Source organism: Pseudomonas sp. 1152_12 (assembly GCF_052850675.1).
Map to the genome: position 1 here is coordinate 532,729 of NZ_VXCW01000002.1, position 21,713 is coordinate 554,441.

Below are 21,713 nucleotides of genomic sequence, written 5' to 3' on the forward strand. Positions count from 1 at the left end.
TCGGCTTGCATATTCATACGTTCCTTCACTCCCACCGAGGGGGTCGGCGGGCAATGAAAAAACGCTATCACGCAGGTTAACGGAGCCGGGCATAGGTATTTACACCGCCGTAGCCCTGTGGCGGTAAGCGCTTGTTCCCGTTGGGCTGCGGAGCAGACCTAATCGTATTCTGTTCCTGTAATTAGACACATAAAACCCCCTAACAATACCTCCACTGCGCAGAGCGCCTCCTTAGACTTTTTTGACCTTAGCCAATCAGGTCATGAGTTTATGTCTAATTCTCTGCATCGAAATACACCTACCTTGAAGGCCATGGACCCTCGCGGACTGGCGGTGCGTACCGTTCAATATCACCGCGAGAACGTGACGCATACCCTGCAGGCACGGGTCACCCGTCAGGTGTTTGGGGCCAGTGTTTTTTTGCTCGAACAGTGGGACCCGCGTCAATTTGCGCGCGGCGCTGCGGGTGTGGCGTCGCAATCGAACATTTACAGTCTGTCGGGCGAGGCCGTTCGCACCGAGAGCGTCGATGCGGGCTGGCGCTTGGTATTACGCGGTGAAGCAGGGCAGCCGTTGCACTGCTGGGATTCGCGTCAAGCTCATCAGGAGCGGCGCTACGACCGCCTGCTACGCCCAGTGGCGGTATTTGAACAGGCTGCGCAGGAGCCACGGCCGCGTTGTGTTGAGCGCCTGACCTATGCGGCAGCCGAGCCCGCCGAGGGGGCCGGCAACCGTTGTGGTCGTCTGATTCGTCATGCGGACCCGGCCGGTGTTCTGTCGATGGATGAGTACGGGATCGGTGGGAGCGTCATCAAGCAGACTCGACGGTTGCGCATGGATACGTCGACAGTTGACTGGCCATCGAGCGATGACAAACAAGCCGAACAGTTGGAGCCCAAAGCCCATACCACGGCCTGGCGGTACGACGCTTTGGGGGCACTGCTCGAGCAGGTCGACGCAAAAAACAATCGCCGGCACTGGCGCTACGGGCAACAAGGCTGGTTGAAGGAGGTAGCGCTGACCCTAAAGGGGGGAACGCGTCAGGTGTTGATGGACCAGCGCGTGTACAACGCCAATGGGCAAGCGGAGTCCGAGCGTATGGGCAATGATGTCACCAAAGCAGCGAAATACGCTGCTGAGGATTATCGCTTGCTGCAACTGACGGTGTATCGCAAGGGCGAGGTCGCCACGCCTTTACAGGACCTTGTGTACGAGTACGACCCGGTAGGCAACATCCTCAGCCTCAGCGACCAAGCCCAGCCGACTCAATGGCACAGCAATACTCGCATTGATGCGGTCAGTCGTTACCAGTACGACAGTCTGTACCAGTTAACCCAGGCCAGCGGTCGGGAAAATGCCGGCAACAGCGGTGGCCAGGCCGCCCCGGGGCGGGTGACGTTCGGGGCAACCGATACCGGGCTCTGGCGCAATTACACCCAGCATTATACCTACGATGAACATGGCAACTTGACACGCCTTCGCCATGTGCCGAGCAGTGGAACAGGTTACACCCAGGACATGAGTGTGGCTGCGGGTAGCAATCGTGCCTTGTCAGTCACTGACGGTGCGCCGGGACACTGGGCGACGATGTTTGATGCCAACGGTAATCAGCAAATGCTGGGCGGCGGCCAGCAGCTAGGCTGGAACGTGCGTAACCAACTCACTCACGCGACCCAGGTGCAGCGAGAGCAGGGTGACCCTGATGTGGAACGTTATCTCTACGACAGTCAGGGCCAGCGGGCAGCCAAGATCAGAAGTCAGCAGGTCGCCGCGAAACCCCATGCACATATCACGTGTTACTTGCCGGGTTTGCATCTGCATATACAAACTGGCAAGCGCTTGAACGTGCTGGACATTGATACGGGCGGCGGCCGGGTCACGGTGTTGCAGTGGGAGGCCGGTGGCCCCAGTGATATGAGTGAAGAACAGTTGCAATTCAGTATCCTCGATCACCTCAATAGCCATTTACTGGCGCTGGACGAGCAAGCGCAGTTGTTGAGCCAGGAGCATTATTATCCTTATGGCGCAACGGCGTGGTGGGCTACCAACGGTACGCAGCGGTCCACCTATAAAGTCCGCCGCTACGCAGGTAAGGAGCGCGATGCGACAGGGTTGTATTACTACGGATCGCGGTATTACGCGCCGTGGTTGCAGCGCTGGATCAGCCCGGACCCGTTGAGCGACGTGGACGGCTTGAACCTGTATGCGATGGTCCTGGGCAACCCCTTGCGGTTCACGGATGTTGATGGTGGGCAGGCGACCTTTGGCGAGCAGTTCCAGCCGGGGCGAGGCGACATCATTTTCGGTTTGGCTGATACGGTGCACAGCTACCGCAGCTTCTGGTCGAAACTGAGTGGGCGTGGGGACACGATGGCGGCCTATTTCTCAGGTGCGGACGTACAGCGCTGGACTGCCGGGCTGGGGGGCAGCGTTCACGAGTTCTTCACTTTTCGCGAAGAGGCGCCTGTCGAGTTCAGGGACTTGGTGACGCCGGTGCAGGGTGAAGATCCGATAGCAACACGTCTCAAGGCAGAACTACGTACGCGAATATCGGCCAACGTTCGGTCCTTCTCTGAAGGTATTGTTGCCAAGTACTCAGGTTGTACGGCGACCACTTGCAACCAGCAGTTCGCGAGGAGATTTGTTCGTAACCTTGCGGCAGGAAAATATTCAGCCGAGGCAACTGCTATTCAATTCATCGGCGAAGGTGTACTCGGCATCCAGCAAAAGCTGGTCAGTCGAAGCAGCAAATCCGCTTTGGAAACCCTGATCCATCCGCAGAGTACGGCGGTGGTCCATTTCGCCCTTGACGATCTGGACATCGGGACGGTGGTCAGCAAGTCGCAACGATCGGCTACGGCCTCGGAGCTGCGCTGGCTCTATCGGCATCGAACGCAACTGGCCGGCAAGGTCATTTTCTATCAAGGTCAATTCAAGGTCGACGCGCCGTGGGAGACTCACTCAGCCCTGTGGCGCGCCTACAGGCCCCGAGGCGTAGCCATTGCACGTGCAGGGTGGCGCCGCTGATTTGCGAATCAGCGTCGCTGTGACTCGACTGAGCCGACCCCGGTTCGGCTTTTTGTTTGCTTTGCAAGGTGCGCCCAAAGCCGTCCTGGCAGGCTGGGGTCATGTGGATGAGTTGGTCCTGGTCATGGGTACAGCGGTCGGCGGCGAGCATCAGGTTACGGGCGGGTTCGCGCCGGGTCTTATGGATCAAGTCAGCCAAGGTTTTCTCACTCGCACTCAGCGGTTTTGCTTTTTTTTTCAAGCGCAACCTGGCGGTGGCGCGTATGTGCCCATCATCGAGCAGTACCGGTGGTGCATCCTTATCGGTCTTGCGCCGTGCGCGGTGCACCAAGCTGCCATAGGCGTCCCAGCGCAAGTTGACCTAGTGTTGGCAGACCGGATCATCGGGCACCCGTTCGTACTGAAAATGCACTGACTCCAGCGTCAGCGGCAGCATTCGCGCCCAGGGTCGTGAGCCGTTGGCCTGGGACAATCGGCGGACCCTATAGCGGTACTGCTGCACCGTATAGGGGCCTTGTTGGCCGGGTCGAGGGTGAGTACTTCCACCCGTAACGGCAGGCCCCGTAATGCAAAGGCCGTCTCCTGCGCCTCCTGTGAGGTGGGTGATAGGATTAAGCTGTTGTGATGATCGGTCGGTTGCGGTTGTTCGGGTGCATCATGTTGCCCCAGCCTTTGGCGACCCTTCGATGGCGTTGCCTGCCTCGGGCAGCGACGGCACCTTGAGGGGCGATTCATTCGCTTGGGTGCTCATGCTTTGCTCCCGTCGGGCCTTGCGGTATAGCGCACATGAATAATGATGTCGGTGATGGACTCAAGTAGATTTTTTTGCTGCAGCGGCTTGGGAAAGTTCAAGAGCCAGGTCGACTCGGCACCGGTGTATTCAAACGGCAGGTAACGCGGATCGTTGTCGAAGCTGAGGGTAAACAGGCCGTCATCATCCAGCCCGCGTGACAAGGCGATTTGCTGGTGTGCCCTGAAGTCGGTTCTGGTGATGCCATCAGGCATCTGAATGCTATTGCTGGTTTGGGTCAATGTCGCCTTGATGTCTTCATAAGGCCCCAGCGTGGCAGGCAGTGAGACGCTGACGTGCTTGATCCGCCGCAGGGTGTGTCCAGGATAGTCCTCATCCAGCAACGCTTGGGTCAGGGCAAAACCAATCGTGCCGCTGCTTACCAGCCCCGCCATATGCTCGGCCCAGGTTTTGGTGGCTTGAGAAGCCTTTCCTTCGGTTGTGACCGAGCACTCGATCAAGCGATGGCGCAGCGACACGGTTTTGCTGATTTCCAGCTCGCGTGGCGTGTGCTGCAGGTACGCAGTGTTCATTTTCACCAGGTTCAGTTTCAAATTTTCAGCACTCAACAGTCCTCGGGAGGTGTGGTGCCAGGCGTCACCTTGAAAGAACTGCCGGCTCTCGGCGGTCTCATACTGCCAGCAGGCTTCAGCGGCCAGGCACAGGGAGTGGACGCTGTCATACAGTGCGTAATAGAACGTGCTCAGTTGCGCAGTGAGCCATTGATAAAGCTGTGCCCCCGTAAAGCGCATGCCGAGCAGTTGGTAGGCTGATTTGGCTTGGCCCAATGCGGTGTGGGTACTGCGCAGTTGCAGGCGAGTGGCTTTTTCCTGCTCAGCATGCACCAGCAGCAGGGCGTCGATCTGGGCCAGCTCCAGGCGGGCCTGTTGTTCGGCGTGGCTCCACTCCTGAGCGCGACGATTCAACTGTTCGGTACGTTCCAGCTCGTTACCGTTGGCGCGGGCGGCGTTGGCCTCGCCCTGGGCGAAGGCCTGGTAGGCGTGAAACACACCTTCAAGACGCATACCACCGAACGACGTACCGAAGATATTGGGCACGAGCATGGCGGCGCCCGCACCCATACCGGCAATAGCGACTTTTCTCTCCCACTCGGCGCTCTCCAGGTAGTGCTGGCCGGCCGACATTTCACCTGTGCTGATGCCTTCGCTGAGCTGGCGCGTCAGGAAGTCCAATCGCCCCTGGACGATTGCGCGGCTGCGACGTAGCGCGTCTTTGTTTTTTTCATCGATGGCCAGGGCCTGGGTCTGCTGGGTCAACACCAGTTCGGCCAATTGCCAAGCGTTTTGCTGTTGCACCTCAAGGTAATGCGCCTGTTCCTTGCGCTCGATCAGCGTGAGCAGCGTGGTGCCGAACTGCGCCAAGCTGTCGACCGCACTCAGGGCGTGCCCCTGCATGATCTGGAACCGGTAGTGACCCACTTCCGGACGGACCGGTGGCAGGGCACTGGCGCCACCCGCGGTACTTTGTGCGTTGCGTGCCAGCAGGGCGACGGGGGACAAGGGGGGCGCAAAGAGGGTTTGGCGCAACGGCTTGCCGGAAATGTCCAGATGATGGCGTAGCCCATGCAGGCGACTTTCCAATGTGTCCCAGCGTGCAACCAGTTGCGTGTTTAGCGGTTGGTATAAGTAGGGGCTGTCCGTGAGCCAGGTGCGTTGTCCTATATTTTTACAGTGTGAAGACAGTTGATTGGTGTATTCGGGCTGATGCTCCAACGGGCGTAGTGCCTTGGAAGAAGTTGTCGCCAGTGTTTCCAGTGTGCGCGAGGTCCAGGTATCGGCGCGCGTGACCGTCGGGCGCGGGCCGAGCAGGTTCTGCGCCTGGATGTACCAGAGTTTGGCCTCGGCCAGGCTGTCGGGGCTCAACTGGCGATAGGCCGCGTCGCCCCGATTGAGCAGAATATCCACATTGAGGTAGTACAACGCTTTGCGCAGGTAGGTCACAAAGCTCAGAGCCAGGTAATGCGGGCTCTCGGGGTATTGGCAGGCGTAGCTCAGCTCGACGGGTGCGCTTGGCACCGAACTCAACGCCCCGGCGTTGGGTTGGCGAGGGTCGAACAGGTAGTGCAACCAGGTTTCGGCGTGAGCGTATTGCTGTTGCTGATTGAAGTAATGGGCAATGGTCCAGGGCAAATAGATAAACAGTTCACGCAAACTTTTGCCGTGCGCACCCTGAAAGTCCAGGGCCACGCGTGAGGCGTCAGCAGCTAATGTCGGTTCCGTCCAATCCTCAGGGGAGCGTAAAAATGAAGGGTCGAAGCTGAGCATGGCGGTCTGGGTCAATTGACTCGCAACACTGGTATTGAGTCGGATTGCCGGGATCGTCGGGTTTAAGCTGCTGGAAAAATCAATGGATTCGGCAGTCTCTCCGGTGTTTTGCTGTTGGCGCGTGATTCGCGGGGAATGCGCAGGCGTGTCGACGGCAGGGGATGTACCGAGGGCGCATCTGACGGCCTTGAGTGCATAGCCGAGAACTTTTACCTTATTCTCTTGACTCTCAAGTGTGATGACGCCATGGATCACCATGATGGCTGATGCAGTTTGCTCATCGGGTAACTTTATCCGTGCACTCGCCAGATGCCCGGCGGCTAATTCCGGAGACGCGCCCGCCAGACTTTCGTGTTCGGTGTCCGTGAAGTTAAGGATTCGGGCAGTGTTGTTATTGATGGCTTGCGGTGTGGGTACGTCTTCCAGTTTTGACTGCATGATGACGTGTTTGTAGAAACGCACCGTGGGCGCGTAAGTATGGGTGGACTCGAGCCTCACGTTATCTATGAAGTGCAGTTTTCTGTTTGCGGCATCATCACCTGGCAGGTTGTAGTCGCTGTAGCGGTCGAGTATCGCAAGGAAGGGATCCTGATGATGGGTATATAAGTGGATAAACGCATTTTTGTTGAGAAACTTTCCTTCCAGGGAGTATTCAGTGACTTGCTTTGTTTGATTATTCAGCACGGGTCGTAAGTCCGGCATCGTTATCGGCACAGGGGTAAGGCTCAACAACGGGGAGCCATTGTCATAAATGGCGTTGGAAAAGGTTTTTCCGGTCCTGGGGTTTTTAAAGAACATCGTGTGGTATTTGGCGGGCGTGACGGGGTGTATCGCGCAGTCGATCCTGATGGTAGAGCCGTTTATGAGTTCAACTTCGGATAGGGTCGAGTCATGCAACGCAGACTTGGTGACCAGGGTAATGCTGAGCTCGGAGTGCCGGGATGCAAGGGTGACGCTGTAAGTCTGCAGAAAGGGCTGAGCGATTTTCGAGGTGAAGGCCAACTCGTTGGTGACGGAGTCAAAGGTTGTGGCGGCGATATCGGCAGCCTCTATATCCTTGCTTCTGGATTCAAAGTCCCACGCTTTCTGGTGTTCGGCCTCGAGTGTTTGAGCCGTCAAGGTTACGGTTCTTTTGTCCTGCTTCTGCGCGACGTGGGTCTTGAACTGTAAGTTGTCCTTGTTTATATCGAAAAACAGGAGGAAGTATCGGTGGGCGAACGGGGGGAGTAACACGCTGGAAAATACGTTGTCGGGGTCGACGCCGCCCAACAAAGCGCTCTGCAGTGGCGTGTTTTGTCTAGCCTCATAGGCTTCCAGCAACCTGATGGCCTCCTGAGCAACGTCGGAGCCCGGCACGATCTTGTATTGGCCAGGGCTGCCCGCAGAAGCGACGATTTTTATCCCCAATGACTGATCGACACTGATGGCCTGGAAGAATTCGCCCATTTGGTCGCTGCCATGATTCAGCGTATTGGCCTTTATACCCAGGAACAGTGTGTGAGGGGCGCGGCTATCAACCACGGCAACGGTCTGTGTGATGCTGATGAGTTGCGCCGATTTGAGCGCGTTGATGCCCCGCGTAACGCAGTGTTCTTCCAGGCCCGTGTGCGGAAGGCTCCAAGTGCCATCCAGTTTTTTATAGGAAAAACATAGGCGAAACTTCACGAACCGGCTGTTCAGCCACTCAGCCTGGCGTTGTTTTTCGTGGTCGTCCTCGTCCCCATTGTCGCCATTGCCGTTTCCCTGTGCCTTGAAGGATTGGTAGGGCGCAGGCTTGATGCTCTCGGCCCAAACAATGAACAACCGATGATTGAACATCACGGGGCGAATACTGTGGGCAGGCGTATCGGCGGGAAACGTCAGGTTGATGGGTTTCCAGTCTGTCCAGGCCAGGGGCGCGGGTGCCTCAGCCTTGACGGTGGAGCGTTTGGACAGGTCCAACGAACGCCAGTAATAGAGCTCATCGGCGGCCGATTTACCGACGAAGTAGTAGGTGCTGGCATCCCACTGGTTGACAGTGCCATCGATGTAGCCATTGAGCGTCTGAATGCTGGCGACTTCTTCGAACCGTGACAGGTAGCCTTGCACGGCGTTCTGCACGGTGGCGGGTTGAATCCGATGCTGGTTGAGCTCGTTTTCCAGCTGCTCAAAGCTCTCGCTCTTGTCCTCGCGCAGCGTGGGGTCGAGGAAGTTTTGCGGGTGATAGCGCAGTTGCTGGCTGGCGCTCCACAGGGGGTAAGTGTGCAGGGACTGCTGCCAGGCCAGGGTCTCGTGAGGCGACATGCCCTGGGTTTCATAACCCGGTTCGAGGCCCGAGTGAATCCGGTTGATGTAGTGCTGCAGGCTGGTGATCGCACTGGCGACCTCGCTGGTTGGCACCGCTTGGCTGACTTGTACGTCCATTAGCCAGTAGTCGTACAGGTCATTGGGTGTGTGCAACGAGTTTTTAAGGGCGGGGCTGATGCAGTGAGCCAGATAGTAACTCAGCATGGCATCACGCCGGGCTTCATTGAGGCGCTGGTCGAGGGTCTCAGACATGGTCATTCCTTGAGTCTGCGGGTTGAGAGTTAGCCGTTATTGATGTGCGGCGATGATGGCTTCGCCCACGAGCTTCCATTTACTGAAGTCGCTGGTGTTATCCAGTTCGCGGGTGTTGAGCAGTGTTTGGCTGGAGAGCCGGGTGATGGTGCAGGCGTGTCGACAGCGCATGATCCAATCCAGTTGGTCCATGGACTTGACCCTGCGTTCGGGCAAGGTCTCAGTGAGTACCCGCAGTTCTTCTTCGTCCCACCCCAACCACTGACTTAGCCGGGTATCGAGGGTTAGAGGCTCGTTGCTGTTGGCGCTCTGGAAATACGCCAAGAGGCCGTCCTGTGCCAGGCCATACGTATCGCAGCAGTCTCTGAAACGCTGCAACAGATAGAGTGTGCCCAGGCTCAGCTCGACCAGCTCTGTGGTTGACTTAACGCTGTTCAGCCAATGGGGGTTGAGCAGCAATTGACGCAGTGAGGCGCTGTTAACCGGCAACGGCAACAGCGTGGTGATATCCGGCGCCAGCAGGATCAGGTGGTTGGGATCAGTCTCCGTTATTTTGAAATGTAGCTTGTAGTAGAGCTTAAGCTCATTGCTGTAGAGGGCCGGCGCTGGGTTTTCCAAAAACTGTTGGATGCACGCCTCAAGTCCCTTTGGCAGTACGTCGACCCAGCGCTTCAGCGCCGGGTTATCAGCGGCGGGCTCCAGCAGCAATCGCTGGCGCAACTGCGTTACGCGGGTGTTACTGTCCCTGAGCCAGGTGACGGCCCAGTCCAATTGCATGAGTACATCGAGAAAGTCCATCTCGCTGCTCAATGTGGGTTTGGCCAGATTGCTCCAGGTGGACGGGCCGAGCAGGTCGGCCAGTTGTTTACAGTGCAAGATAGAAAGGCCGAAAACCTCGGCGATGCGTGCCAGCCGATAGATCACGGAGTACGTGGCAAGATCTCTAACGATAGGTTTGGCTGATGCGTCTGTCAGCAGTTGCAGCGAATCGGGCGTATCACTCAACGCCAACGCGGCGCAAAGCTGCTGACGGGTATGTGAATCGAAGGTTTGGTTGTCCAGCGATAGCGGTCGCCCGGACAACAGTGTGCGATTGAACACCTGATCGAATAAGGGTTGTTCGTTGGCGCTGGCTTGCAGGGGTAAGCGATCCAGCCACGCCGAAAACTCCAACGGCTTAAGCCCGTAGCGCCGACGGAGGTATCGGTAGACCCCCAGTGCGCGCAAGGTATTTTTGCTTATCTCAAGCTTGGTGTCGGCTGTGCCCTCAAGCGCCATGGCGCTGACGATCAGCGTGTCCAGTTCGGCGAACGGTAGATCGACCCACTTTTGCAGGCGGATCATCCGATGCAGGCGGTCGAACCGTTCAGGGGTGGTATTGAGTAGTGTCGCAGTTTTCCCGTCGCCGAGTTGGCCGACCTTTAGCTTGGGCTGAGGGTTTGTGCCATTGACATAGCGGGCACCATAGGTCGGCAACGTGTTTTTAGGTTTCGAGCGGGAGGCATGGGGGGCGAAACTGTTTTGCGCCAGAAGGGCTTGTAACTGGGTAGTGTCCAGCGCCGTACATTTCAGAAACTCGTCAAGGTTTTTCGGTGCAAGGGGGCTGCCAAAGTAGGTTTCAAACAGTGTGCTTTGCGTGACGGGTGGCTGCGTCAAGAGTTCTTGCTGTTGGGGGTTCAGTTCGCTTAGCAGGCATTGCGCCTCACCATTGCGTGTTTTGACCGTGCCGTACAGTGCGCTGCCGGCATCGTCAAACGGTAGCCGCTTGCTGAGTCGATAATTCAACTCCCCCAAGGCGTGCTGGGTTCCCGACAGCCCCAGGCGGCATTGAAGGTGATGATGGTGGTAAGGCAGCGTCAAGGGGTAGTGTTGCGTGCTGAGTAGCGGGTACAACTTTTTCTGCGGGTGATGGAGTTTGATCTGTTTGTGCAACATATCATCGATCAGCGTCAGCAGCGGGCGCTGGGCAAAGGTTGTATCGTGGTCAATCGATAATGTTTTCAGGTCTGGGCGGCGTTGGTTCAAGGGGATTTTGGCTTTCGTTCCCCTGCCGTTTTTTTCGAGCTGAGTTGCAAAAAGAAACAGTGCACGCAGGTAGGCGACAGGCGAATCAATAGCGGCGATGGCATCGGGGTGGCAGGCATTCCCCCAGTCCTCGTTGAGCCGGCTGGGCACGTTCGATTCCACGTCGCGTTTGCTACGCGTGGGGGCTGGAGCGTTCACTTGTTGTTGGTCGTACAGCCATTGCAACTGCGTGGTGTAGGACAGCGCGTTTTCGTAAGCTTGGGCGCCATCGTCATCATTGCAGCGGGCCAGTTGATGGATGAACTCGGTCTTGGGCAGCTCGACGATGTCAAAGACGCTGGTGAAGCCGAGTTGATGCATGGCTGTGGTGAAGTCGACCTTCCCAACACCTGGAGGGACGGGCCGTTCGACCAGTCTGGCCAATAATGAGCGGTTTGAAGTTTCCATGTCATCGATCTTCCTGTGAGCCCAAAGGTGGATCCAATGGGCGACGCAAGACGCTATCACTTAGGCTGTGCGGGCCGAGGTCAGCCAAAGCCGTGAGTGAGTCAAGGAAATATCGGTGACTGAGTGTCGATGCAGTGGCGTCGTGGTTTTGTTAGAATGCGCGCCGCGCGGCTTGGCCTGCATTTTTCTACATCCGGTTCACCCCTTACGAGGGTAGCCACCTGGAGACAACACCCATGACTCAACCGATCGTCGTGGCGGCACTGTATAAGTTCGTCACCCTCGAAGATTACGTCGCCCTGCGCGAGCCCCTGTTGCAGGCAATGGTCGACAATGGCATCAAAGGCACCTTGCTGATCGCCGAAGAAGGCATCAACGGCACCGTTTCCGGCAGCCGCGAAGGCATTGATGGCCTGATGGCCTGGCTCAAGAACGACCCACGCATGGTCGACATCGACCACAAAGAGTCGTACTGCGATGACCAACCGTTCTACCGCACCAAGGTCAAGCTTAAGAAAGAGATCGTGACCCTGGGCGTCGAAGGCGTCGACCCGAACAAAAAAGTCGGCACCTACGTCAACCCGCAGGACTGGAACGCGCTGATAAGCGACCCGCAAGTGCTGTTGATCGACACGCGTAATGACTATGAAGTGTCCATCGGTACCTTTGAAGGCGCGATCGACCCGAAAACCACCAGTTTTCGCGAATTTCCCGATTACATCAAAGCCAATTTCGACCCGGCCAAACACAAGAAAGTCGCCATGTTCTGCACCGGCGGTATTCGTTGTGAGAAGGCTTCGAGCTATATGCTCAGCCAAGGTTTCGATGAGGTCTACCACCTCAAGGGCGGCATCCTGAAGTACCTCGAAGAAGTGCCCCAGGAAGAAACCAAGTGGCAGGGTGACTGCTTTGTGTTCGACAACCGCGTGACCGTACGCCACGACTTGAGCGAAGGTGACTACGATCAATGTCATGCCTGCCGCACACCCGTGAGCGTAGAAGACCGTGCGTCCGAGCATTATGTGGCTGGCATCAGTTGCCCGCATTGCTGGGATAAGCTGCCGGAGAAGACCCGTCGTAGCGCAACCGACCGGCAAAAGCAGATCGAGCTGGCCAAGGCTCGCAACATGCCGCACCCGATTGGCTTCAACTATAAGCAAACCCCTTCCGAGGCCTGACCCATGCCCGCGCGCCTGCTCTATGTGATGGACCCGATGTGTTCCTGGTGCTGGGGCTTTGCCCCGGTCGCGCAGGCGTTGGTCGAGCAGGCCCAGGTGGCCGGCGTGGATGTGCACCTGGTGGTGGGCGGCTTGCGCACGGGCAGCGGCGCGGCGTTGGAGCCAACGACCCGGCGCTACATTCTGGAGCATTGGCAGGCAGTCACCGAGGCCACCGGCCAGCCGTTCAAGCGTGAAGGTGCATTGCCCGACGGTTTCGTCTACGACACAGAGCCTGCGTGCCGCGCCATCGTCACTGCACGCAGCCTGGCGCCGGACTGCGCCTGGACGTTGCTGGGGCTGATCCAGCGCGCGTTTTATGTCGAAGGCCGGGACGTGACCCTCGCCAGCGTGTTGGTGGCGCTGGCTGAAGAGGCCGGCATACCGCGTATCGAGTTTGCCGGTGCCTTCGACCGTGCCGAGCAGCACGCCGCGACGGCCGCCGATTTCACCTGGGTGCAGGATTTGGGGATTGCCGGTTTCCCAACCTTGTTGGCCGAACGTAATGGCCAGTTGGCTTTGCTGACCAACGGCTATCAGCCGCTGTCCGAGCTATCGCCATTGCTTGCCCGCTGGTTGGAGCGAGCTAGCTGTGCATGATCAGCCTGACATTGCCGAGCAGCCCAAGCGCACTGACCGACTGACCTGGGCGGACATTCGCCGCCTGGCCCTGCGTCACAAAAAAGCCTTGTGGATCGCTAATGGCGTCGCCGTGCTGGCCACCCTGTGCAGCGTGCCGATTCCATTGCTGCTGCCCTTGCTGGTGGACGAAGTGCTGTTGGGCCGTGGCGATGCCGCCCTCAAAGTGATGAACAACGCATTGCCCCTGGGTTGGCAGAAGGCTGCTGGTTATATCGGTCTGATGCTGTTGGTGACGCTATGCCTGCGTTGTGGCGCACTGGTGTTCAACGTGGTGCAGGCACGCCTGTTTGCGCGGCTGGCCAAGGACATTGTCTATCGTATCCGCGTGCGCCTGATTGAACGGCTCAAGCGCATTTCCCTCGGCGAGTACGAAAGCCTGGGCAGCGGTACGGTGACTACGCACCTGGTCACCGACCTGGATACCCTGGATAAGTTTGTCGGCGAAACCCTTAGCCGCTTCCTGGTGGCCATGCTGACGCTGGTGGGCACTTCGGCAGTCCTGGTGTGGATGCACTGGCAATTGGCGTTGCTGATCCTGCTGTTCAACCCCTTGGTGATCTACGCCACGGTACAGCTGGGCAAGCGCGTCAAACACTTGAAGAAGCTTGAGAACGACAGCACGTCGCGCTTCACCCAGGCCCTGACCGAAACCCTCGACGCCATCCAGGAAGTGCGGGCCGGCAATCGCCAGGGGTTTTTCCTGGGGCGCCTTGGCCAGCGTGCCCAGGAAGTGCGCGACTACGCCATTCATTCCCAATGGAAAACCGATGCCTCCAGCCGTGCCAGTGGCTTGTTGTTCCAGTTCGGCATCGACATCTTCCGTGCGGCGGCGATGCTCACGGTGCTGTTTTCCGACCTGTCCATCGGCCAGATGCTCGCGGTGTTCAGCTACCTGTGGTTCATGATCGGCCCGGTGGAGCAGCTGCTGAACCTGCAATACGCCTTCTATGCCGCGGGCGGAGCGCTGACGCGGATCAACGAGTTGCTGGCGCGCGCCGACGAGCCGCAATACGCCGGCGGCGCCGACCCATTCAGCGGGCGTGAGACGGTCGGTATCGAGGTGCGCGGCCTGGATTTTGGCTACGGTGAAGACCGGGTACTCAGCCAGTTGAACCTGGCCATTGCGCCGGGTGAGAAAGTCGCGATTGTCGGCGCCAGCGGCGGCGGCAAAAGTACGCTTGTGCAACTGCTGTTGGGGCTTTACACGCCGCAGGCCGGCAGTATTCGTTTCGGCGGTGCAACCCAGCAGGAAATCGGCCTCGCGACTATCCGCGAAAACGTCGCCGTGGTACTGCAACACCCGGCGTTGTTCAATGACACCGTGCGCGCCAACCTGACCATGGGCCGCGCCCGCAGCGACCAGGCCTGTTGGCAGGCACTGGAAATCGCCCAGTTGGATGCTACCGTGAGGGCATTGCCCTTGGGGTTGGACAGCATAGTGGGGCGCTCCGGTGTGCGTTTTTCCGGTGGACAGCGACAACGTCTGGCGATTGCGCGCATGGTGCTGGCCGATCCGAAAGTGGTGATTCTGGATGAGGCCACGTCCGCCCTGGACGCCGCCACCGAGTACAACCTGCACCAGGCGCTGGCGCGGTTTCTCAGTGGGCGTACTACACTGATCATCGCTCACCGGCTGTCAGCGGTGAAGCAGGCTGATCGGGTGTTGGTGTTTGACGGCGGGCACATCGCCGAGGATGGTGACCATCAGCAATTGATCGCGGAGGGCGGGTTGTACGCCAAACTCTATGGGCACCTGCAACAAGTGCGTTGAATTAGCCTAGGCTGTGCTATCGGGAGCGGATTTTCGCGTGCGTATTTGGCTGTGCATGTGCAAGGGACTTCATGAAGCAAAAACGGACTCTCGGAGCGACGTTAAGCAGGCCTCGGCTGTTGGGCATGGTCTGGCCCTTCATCGCCGTCGTACTGTTTCAGGCATTGTTAGGCTGCGTCAGTCTCTACGTTCTCTCAGCGGTACGCGGTTATGTAGCGGGGGAGAGCCTATGGTCCAAGGGCCAGAAAGATGCTATCTACTACCTCACGCTTTACGCCGATAATCGCGACCCCGCCACTTACCTCAAGTACCAGCAAGCCATCGCCGTGCCGCAGGGCGGTCATGAGTTGCGTATTGCCCTCGACAGCCCGACCCCCGACCTCACCGCCGCGCGCCTGGGCATTCTCAAAGGCGGTAACCACCCTGATGATGTGTCCAGCCTGATCTGGCTGTACCTGAATTTTCGCCATTTCAGCTATCTGGAAAAAGCCATTGAACTGTGGACCGTGGGCGATGGTTATCTGGTGCAATTGGACGACCTTGCGCAGGCGATGCACCGGGCGATCAGCAGTGATCAGGTCAGCAGCCGCGATGTAAGGGAATGGAAGGGGCGCATCACGGCCATCAACGATGGCGTGACGCCGGCTGCGAAAGCGTTCAGCGACGCCTTGGGCGAAGGCTCGCGGGTCATTCTGCGGCTATTGTTGATCACCAACCTGGCCACCGCCCTAGGTCTGATTGCCCTGGCGTTGCTACGTACTCACAAGTTGCTGACCCAGCGCCACGCGTTCGCCAGCGCCCTGCAAGCGGAGAAAGAGCGCGCGCAGATTACCCTGGAGTCGATTGGCGATGGCGTGATCACCACCGATGTTGATGGTGCCATTGCCTACATGAACCCCGCCGCCGAGGCGCTGACCCATTGGAAGACGGCCCAGGCTCAGGGTTTGCCCTTGGCGGCATTATTCAACCTGCTCGATGAAAATGCCGAGCCTGATGCCTTTACCTTGTTAGAGCACGTCATCAAGGGTGAACTCGGTGGCGGCAGTGAGCATTCCAAGCTGATCCAGCGTGTGGACGGCAGTACGGTGTCGGTAACCCTGGTGGGCGCCCCTATCCGCAGTGCCGGCAAGGTCAGCGGCGCGGTGTTGGTGCTGCACGATATGACCCAGGAGCGCCAGTACATCGCCAACCTTTCGTGGCAGGCGACCCATGATGCCTTGACTGGCCTTGCCAACCGCCGCGAGTTTGAGTTCCGTTTGGAACAGGTGCTGCAACAGGTCGCTCGCCAGCAAAACCCGCGACATGCCTTGATGTTCCTCGATCTGGACCAGTTCAAGCTGGTCAACGACACCTGCGGTCATGCCGCCGGTGACGAGCTGCTCCGGCATATCTGCGCGCTGTTGCAATCGGACTTGCGCGAAGGTGACACCCTGGCGCGCCTGGGCGGCGATGAGTTTGGCATCCTGCTGGAGCATTGCCCGGCAGCGGTCGCGGAAAAGATCGCCGAGAGCCTGCGCCATACCGTGCAAAACCTGCATTTTGTGTGGAAGGGGCGGCCATTCATGACCACTGTCAGTATTGGCCTGGTGCATATCTCGCAAACCCCGACGACCTTGGAAACATCGCTGCGTGCCGCCGATATGGCGTGTTACATGGCCAAGGAAAAGGGCCGCAACCGTGTGCAGGTTTACCATGCGGACGACTCGGAGTTGACGCTGCGATTCGGTGAAATGGCCTGGGTCCAGCGCCTGCACATGGCCTTGGATGAAAATCGCTTCTGTCTGTATGCGCAGGAAATTTCGCCTTTGGGCCAGACTAATGGCGGCAATGGGCACATCGAAATTCTGCTGCGCCTGCACGATGAAGCCGGCAGGATCATTTTGCCGGACAGCTTTATTCCGGCCGCTGAGCGTTACGGCCTGATGACGTCACTGGATCGCTGGGTAGTTGAGAATGTGTTCACGCTTATCGCCGACTGTATTCGCGAGCGGCCAGGCCGGCCGATGGCGATGTGTGCGATTAATCTGTCAGGTATTACCATTGGTGATGACGAGTTTCTCGGATTTTTACGTGAGAAATTTACGGCTTATAACATTCCGCCGGCAATGATATGTTTTGAAATAACAGAAACCAGTGCTATCGCAAATCTCGGTAGTGCAATTCGTTTTATTAATGAACTCAAAGCGTTAGGTTGCCATTTTTCACTCGATGACTTTTGTGCCGGAATGTCCTCATTCGCCTATCTCAAACATTTACCTGTAGACTTCCTGAAGATCGATGGAAGTTTCGTAAAGGATATGCTGGACGACCCGATTAACCGCGCCATGGTCGAAGTGATCAATCACATTGGCCATGTCATGGGTAAGCGCACCATTGCTGAGTTTGTTGAGACACCGCAAATCGAACAGGCTTTACTTGAGATCGGTGTGGATTACGCTCAGGGCTATCTGATTGAACGCCCGCAATTGTTTACCTTTGATAGCTTGCAGTGTCGACCCGTGCGGCCGCAGCCTCTGTTGTTCAAGGCGCCCGGCACATTCCGCTGAACCCTTCACTGGTCTGTACTATCACACTAAAAAAGGAGCCTTAAAGTGATCGACACCTTCAATAGAACCGGCCCGCTTATGGAAGCCTCGAGTTACCCCGCCTGGGCGCAGCAATTGATCCAGGACTGTAGCGAGAGCAAGCGCCGAGTTGTCGAGCACGAACTGTACCAGCGCATGCGTGATAACTCGCTCAGCGCCAAGACTCTGCGCCACTACTTGATTGGTGGCTGGCCAGTGGTGGAACAGTTTGCCTTGTACATGGCACAGAACCTCACCAAGACCAAATTTGCCCGCCATCCTGGGGAGGACATGGCGCGCCGGTGGCTGATGCGTAATATTCGTGTGGAACTGAACCATGCCGACTATTGGGTACATTGGGCTCGCGCCCATGGCGTCAGCCTCGAAGAGCTGCAAGCGCAGAACGTACCGCCTGAATTGCACGCGCTGAGCCATTGGTGCTGGCACACCAGCTCGGCCGATTCGTTGATTGTTGCGATTGCCGCGACCAATTACGCCATCGAGGGCGCGACAGGGGAGTGGTCCGCCGTGGTGTGTTCGACCGGCGTGTACGCGGCAGCCTTCCCTGAGGAAGACTGCAAGCGCGCGATGAAGTGGTTGAAAATGCACGCGCAGTACGACGACGCCCACCCTTGGGAAGCGCTGGAAATCATCTGCACGCTGGCCGGGATGAACCCAAGCAAGGCTCTGCAGGAAGAGTTGCGCCAGGCGGTGTGCAAGAGCTACGACTACATGTATCTTTTTTTGGAAAGCTGCATGCGGTTGGAGAACGAAAAAGCAACGGCGCCAGCCGCCGTTCGCGAGCGTCAGGTTCGCATCGCCAGCGAGGCGTGATGTAAGCGTGATGGCGGGGTGCTTATCCCGCCATTGCCAAGCGGTTGCGGCCTTCGCGCTTTGCCACGTATAAGGCGCTGTCGGCTCGGCGCAACAGGCTTTCGGCAGACTCTGCGGCCAACAAGGTCGAGCAGCCCAGGCTCACCGTCAACTCAATCTTCGTATTGTCGGCCCAGTAATCCTGGGCGTGTGCAGCCCGGCGCAGGCGCTCGCCAACCAGGTTTGCGGCATCTCGACCGGTGTTCGACAGCAGAATCAGAAACTCTTCCCCGCCAAACCGAAAGACCATGTCCACGTTGCGCAACTGGCTTTTGATCGACCCGGCCACGGCGCGCAGTACTTTGTCGCCGGCCGCATGGCCGTGGGTGTCGTTGACAGTCTTGAAGTGATCGATGTCCAGCATCAGCAACGACAACGGGCTCATGTGCCGCCGTGCCATATCGATTTCCCGTTGCAGGGTCTGGTCCATGGCAATCCGGTTGCCGGTTTCCGTCAAAGGATCACGCAGGGCGTTGCGGGTCGCGGCGCGGTAGAGCAGGGCGTTACGCATCGGGTAGAGCAAGGTGGCGAGCAGCGCCTCCAACTGGCTCATTTCGTCATCCAGCAAGCGTTGGTTGCGACGGAATATCAGCTCGCCCAAATGCTCACCTTCATGGCTCAAGCTATAGCTCACCGAGTGGTGGCCGCGATGGCCGAATTCCAGGCGCAGGTCGCTGGGTTCATGACGATATTGCAACGCGTCCAAGGGCACCAGGCGCTGGACCTCACGAAAGAACAGGCCGAGGATGCGCTCCGGCTCCAGGCTGGTTTGCAATTGTTGACCCAGTTGCTGGCGAAGCTCGCTAAAGGTGACGGGGCGTCGTGGACGCAGGGCTGGCTGACCAAATCCCAGGCGTTGCAATTTGGCACTGTCGAAGTCAATTGCGTTGGTCTGGGTCGGTGATTTCATAAGCTTGCGGCCTCTAAGCACTTAACTGTCTTACAGGCTCGATGAGAGTGGCGAATGCCAAGCGTCTTACTGTTCCTTCAGTTCCGTAAAACTTTAGAAACAGTTTAAACCGCTTTACCCGAGGTTATAACCCCTGGGTACTGCCACACGTCTTGTCATCGTTTAACCTGCTTGAAAGTGATTAGAGCGATATTCATGCCAGTTCGTTTAACTTGATAAAAATCCTTATAAATCAACGGCCGTTTTTGAAGTCAAAAACGGTCCTCGCGTAATGACGCCAGTTAATTGGCTGATTGGACCAACGTGGTATGGTCAATCTGATTAATCGAGGTGACGCCAGTCAAGGTCATCGCCACGCGCATTTCCTTGGCGAAAATATCCAGCAGGTTCTCCACCCCGCGCTGGCCATCGGCAGCCAGTGCATAGGCGTTGGCGCGCCCCAGCAGGCAGCCCTTGGCACCCAGGGCAAGCATGCGCACCACGTCGAGCCCGGAGCGAATGCCGGAGTCCACCAGCACCGTGAGGTCGTCGCCCACCACCTCGGCAATCGGTGGCAGGGCTTTGGCGGTGGACAGCACGCCGTCCAATTGGCGCCCGCCGTGGTTGGAGACGACGATACCGTCGGCGCCGAAGCTCACCGCATCCTTGGCGTCCTGGGGGTCGAGGATGCCTTTGATGATCATCGGGCCTTTCCAGAACTCGCGGATCCACTCCAGGTCTTTCCAACTGATCGACGGGTCGAAATTGTTCGCCAGCCAGCCGATGTAATCTTCCAGGTGGGTCGGCTTGCCAAGGTACTTAGAGATATTACCGAGGTCGTGCGGGCGGCCCATCAATCCTACATCGAAGGCCCATTGCGGCTTGGTGATGGCCTGCAGCATGCGTCGCGAAGCCGCGAACGGCCCGGACATGCCCGAGTGCGCATCGCGGTAACGCGCACCCGGCGTGGGCATGTCGACGGTGAACACCAGCGTGGTCACGCCGGCGGCCTGCGCCCGTTCCAGGGCGTTGCGCATAAAGCCGCGGTCCTTGAGCACATACAGCTGGAACCAGATCGACTGCGGGCTTTGCGACGCCACTTCTTCAATCGAGCACACCGACACTGTCGACAAACAGAACGGGATGCCCTTGTTCGCCGCCGCCTTGGCGGCCTGCACTTCACCGCGCCGCGCGTACATGCCGGTCAGGCCGACCGGGCTGAGGATGACCGGCATGGCCAGTTCCTGGCCGAACAACGTGGTCTTCAGGCTCAGGTTGTCGACATTGCGCAGGACGCGCTGGCGCAGGCTGATCTCGGCCAGGTCCGAACTATTGGCACGCAGCGTGTGCTCGGCGTAGGCGCCACCGTCGATGTAGTCGAACAGAAAGCGCGGCAGCTTGCGCTTCGCGGCGGCACGGTAGTCGGAGGCGGACGAGATGATCATGAACGGGTTCTCCACAGAGCAAGGTTGCTCCACCATAAGCAAAAAGCTGGCATGATAAAAACAACTTTTATTACTAGCATCCAGTCGCTAAGAGAATACCGATGAACCTGCGAACATTGCGTGCCTTCGTTGAAGTGGTGCGCCAGGGCGGCTTTTCCCAGGCGGCTGACGTAGTGGCGTTGACCCAATCCACGGTGAGCAAGGCGGTCAAGACGCTGGAAGATGAGTTGGGCACGCCGCTGCTCAATCGCCTAGGCCACAAGAATGAACTGACCGCCGCCGGTGAAATTGCCTACCGCCGCGCACTGGTGTTGCTCGCCGAGCACAATGACTTGGTGGCCGAGATCAACGACCTGCGCGGCCTCAAACGCGGCGTGTTGCGCATCGGCCTGCCACCGGTGGGCTGCGGGGTATTGTTTGCGGCGATGTTCGCCGCCTACCGCACGCGCTACCCCGACATCGACATCGAACTCACCGAATACGGCAGCAAACGCCTGCGCGAATGCCTCGAAGCCGGGGAGGTCGACCTGGCGGCCTTGCTACTGCCAGCGGACGAAGGCTTCGACTACCAACCCGTGCGCAATGAACCGCTGATGGCCGTGTTGCCCATGAGCCACCCACTGGCGCGACGCAAACTCATCGACTTCACTGACCTGGCCGACTCACCGTTCATCTTGTTCGAAGCCGGTTTTGCCCTGAACGCCAAAATCCTCGCTGCCTGCGAGCGCAAAGGCGTCACGCCTCGGGTCACCGCCCGCAGCGGGCAAATCGACTTTATCGTCGACCTGGTTTCCGCAGGATTGGGCGTCGCCTTCCTGCCACGCATGCTCGCGCACAAACACCAACACCCCGGCATCGCCCTGATCCCCTTGGACGAGCCCCACACCGATTGGCACATCGCCCTGGCCTGGCGCGCCAGCGCCCACCTGCCGCCTGCGGCCCGCGCCTGGCTGGATCTGGCCAAAGAAATGGCCAGCCCGGTGTAGAAGGTTGCAGCGATTATTTGTAGGAATTCGTCCAAATGCACCTCGGTGCTTGACTTCTTCTTTTTAATCAGTAACATACGGCGCATTCCGCGATAGCTCAGTTGGTAGAGCAAATGACTGTTAATCATTGGGTCCCTGGTTCGAGTCCAGGTCGTGGAGCCAGATAGAGAAAAGCCTGCAGCGATGCAGGCTTTTTTTTGCTTTGGATTTGGCC

At 58.2% G+C, this 21,713-nt stretch carries 12 protein-coding genes and 1 tRNA gene; 8 read left to right on the forward strand and 5 right to left on the reverse strand.

Going from position 1 to position 21,713, the window contains the following annotated elements; translation table 11 throughout:
* The first annotated feature begins 270 nt into the window (after positions 1-270).
* Entirely contained in the window at positions 271-3,027 is a 2,757-nt protein-coding gene (locus FW764_RS05055; RefSeq protein ID WP_446433022.1) for an RHS repeat-associated core domain-containing protein, read from the forward strand.
* Between the two features lie 361 nt (positions 3,028-3,388).
* Here FW764_RS05055 and FW764_RS05060 read toward each other — a convergent pair whose 3' ends face one another.
* The 3 genes from FW764_RS05060 to FW764_RS05070 all read right to left on the reverse strand — a co-directional run bounded on the left by FW764_RS05060 (position 3,389) and on the right by FW764_RS05070 (position 11,112).
* Complete coding sequence (locus tag FW764_RS05060; RefSeq protein WP_446433078.1) at positions 3,389-3,634, reverse strand: toxin TcdB middle/C-terminal domain-containing protein; 246 nt, start codon at positions 3,632-3,634, stop codon at positions 3,389-3,391.
* A gap of 140 nt (positions 3,635-3,774) precedes the next feature.
* Positions 3,775-8,640 carry a Tc toxin subunit A-related protein gene (locus tag FW764_RS05065; RefSeq protein WP_446433023.1) on the reverse strand — a complete coding sequence of 1,622 codons (4,866 nt, stop codon included), beginning with the start codon at positions 8,638-8,640 and terminating at the stop codon, positions 3,775-3,777.
* 36 nt (positions 8,641-8,676) lie between these two features.
* Positions 8,677-11,112: a Tc toxin subunit A gene (locus tag FW764_RS05070; RefSeq protein ID WP_446433024.1), complete on the reverse strand. Its 2,436-nt coding sequence runs from the start codon at positions 11,110-11,112 to the stop codon at positions 8,677-8,679.
* Positions 11,113-11,348: 236 nt separating this feature from the next.
* Between FW764_RS05070 and trhO the strand changes: the two genes are divergently transcribed.
* The 5 genes from trhO to FW764_RS05095 all read left to right on the forward strand — a co-directional run bounded on the left by trhO (position 11,349) and on the right by FW764_RS05095 (position 18,140).
* Entirely contained in the window at positions 11,349-12,290 is a 942-nt protein-coding gene (gene trhO, locus FW764_RS05075) for an oxygen-dependent tRNA uridine(34) hydroxylase TrhO (RefSeq protein ID WP_446433025.1), read from the forward strand.
* Positions 12,291-12,293: 3 nt separating this feature from the next.
* A complete protein-coding gene (locus tag FW764_RS05080; RefSeq protein WP_446433026.1) occupies positions 12,294-12,929 on the forward strand; it encodes a DsbA family protein in 636 nt (211 codons plus the stop codon).
* A complete protein-coding gene (locus FW764_RS05085) occupies positions 12,922-14,742 on the forward strand; it encodes an ABC transporter ATP-binding protein (RefSeq protein WP_446433027.1) in 1,821 nt (606 codons plus the stop codon). Before FW764_RS05080 ends, FW764_RS05085 begins: the two co-directional genes overlap by 8 nt.
* A 71-nt stretch (positions 14,743-14,813) precedes the next feature.
* Entirely contained in the window at positions 14,814-17,288 is a 2,475-nt protein-coding gene (locus FW764_RS05090) for an EAL domain-containing protein (protein WP_446433028.1), read from the forward strand.
* A gap of 78 nt (positions 17,289-17,366) precedes the next feature.
* Positions 17,367-18,140: a TenA family transcriptional regulator gene (locus FW764_RS05095; protein ID WP_446433079.1), complete on the forward strand. Its 774-nt coding sequence runs from the start codon at positions 17,367-17,369 to the stop codon at positions 18,138-18,140.
* Positions 18,141-18,162: 22 nt separating this feature from the next.
* On the opposite strand, the gene FW764_RS05100 is transcribed toward FW764_RS05095, so the two are convergent.
* Together FW764_RS05100 and lldD are read right to left on the reverse strand one after the other, a co-directional pair.
* Complete coding sequence (locus FW764_RS05100; RefSeq protein ID WP_446433029.1) at positions 18,163-19,089, reverse strand: GGDEF domain-containing protein; 927 nt, start codon at positions 19,087-19,089, stop codon at positions 18,163-18,165.
* A 281-nt stretch (positions 19,090-19,370) separates the two neighbouring features.
* A complete protein-coding gene (lldD, locus tag FW764_RS05105; protein ID WP_446433030.1) occupies positions 19,371-20,513 on the reverse strand; it encodes an FMN-dependent L-lactate dehydrogenase LldD in 1,143 nt (380 codons plus the stop codon).
* Positions 20,514-20,614: 101 nt separating this feature from the next.
* Here lldD and FW764_RS05110 point away from each other — a divergent pair, with 101 nt between their 5' ends.
* A complete protein-coding gene (locus FW764_RS05110) occupies positions 20,615-21,499 on the forward strand; it encodes a LysR family transcriptional regulator (protein WP_446433031.1) in 885 nt (294 codons plus the stop codon).
* 86 nt (positions 21,500-21,585) lie between these two features.
* Positions 21,586-21,661 (forward strand) — tRNA-Asn (locus tag FW764_RS05115).
* Positions 21,662-21,713: the final 52 nt, after the last annotated feature.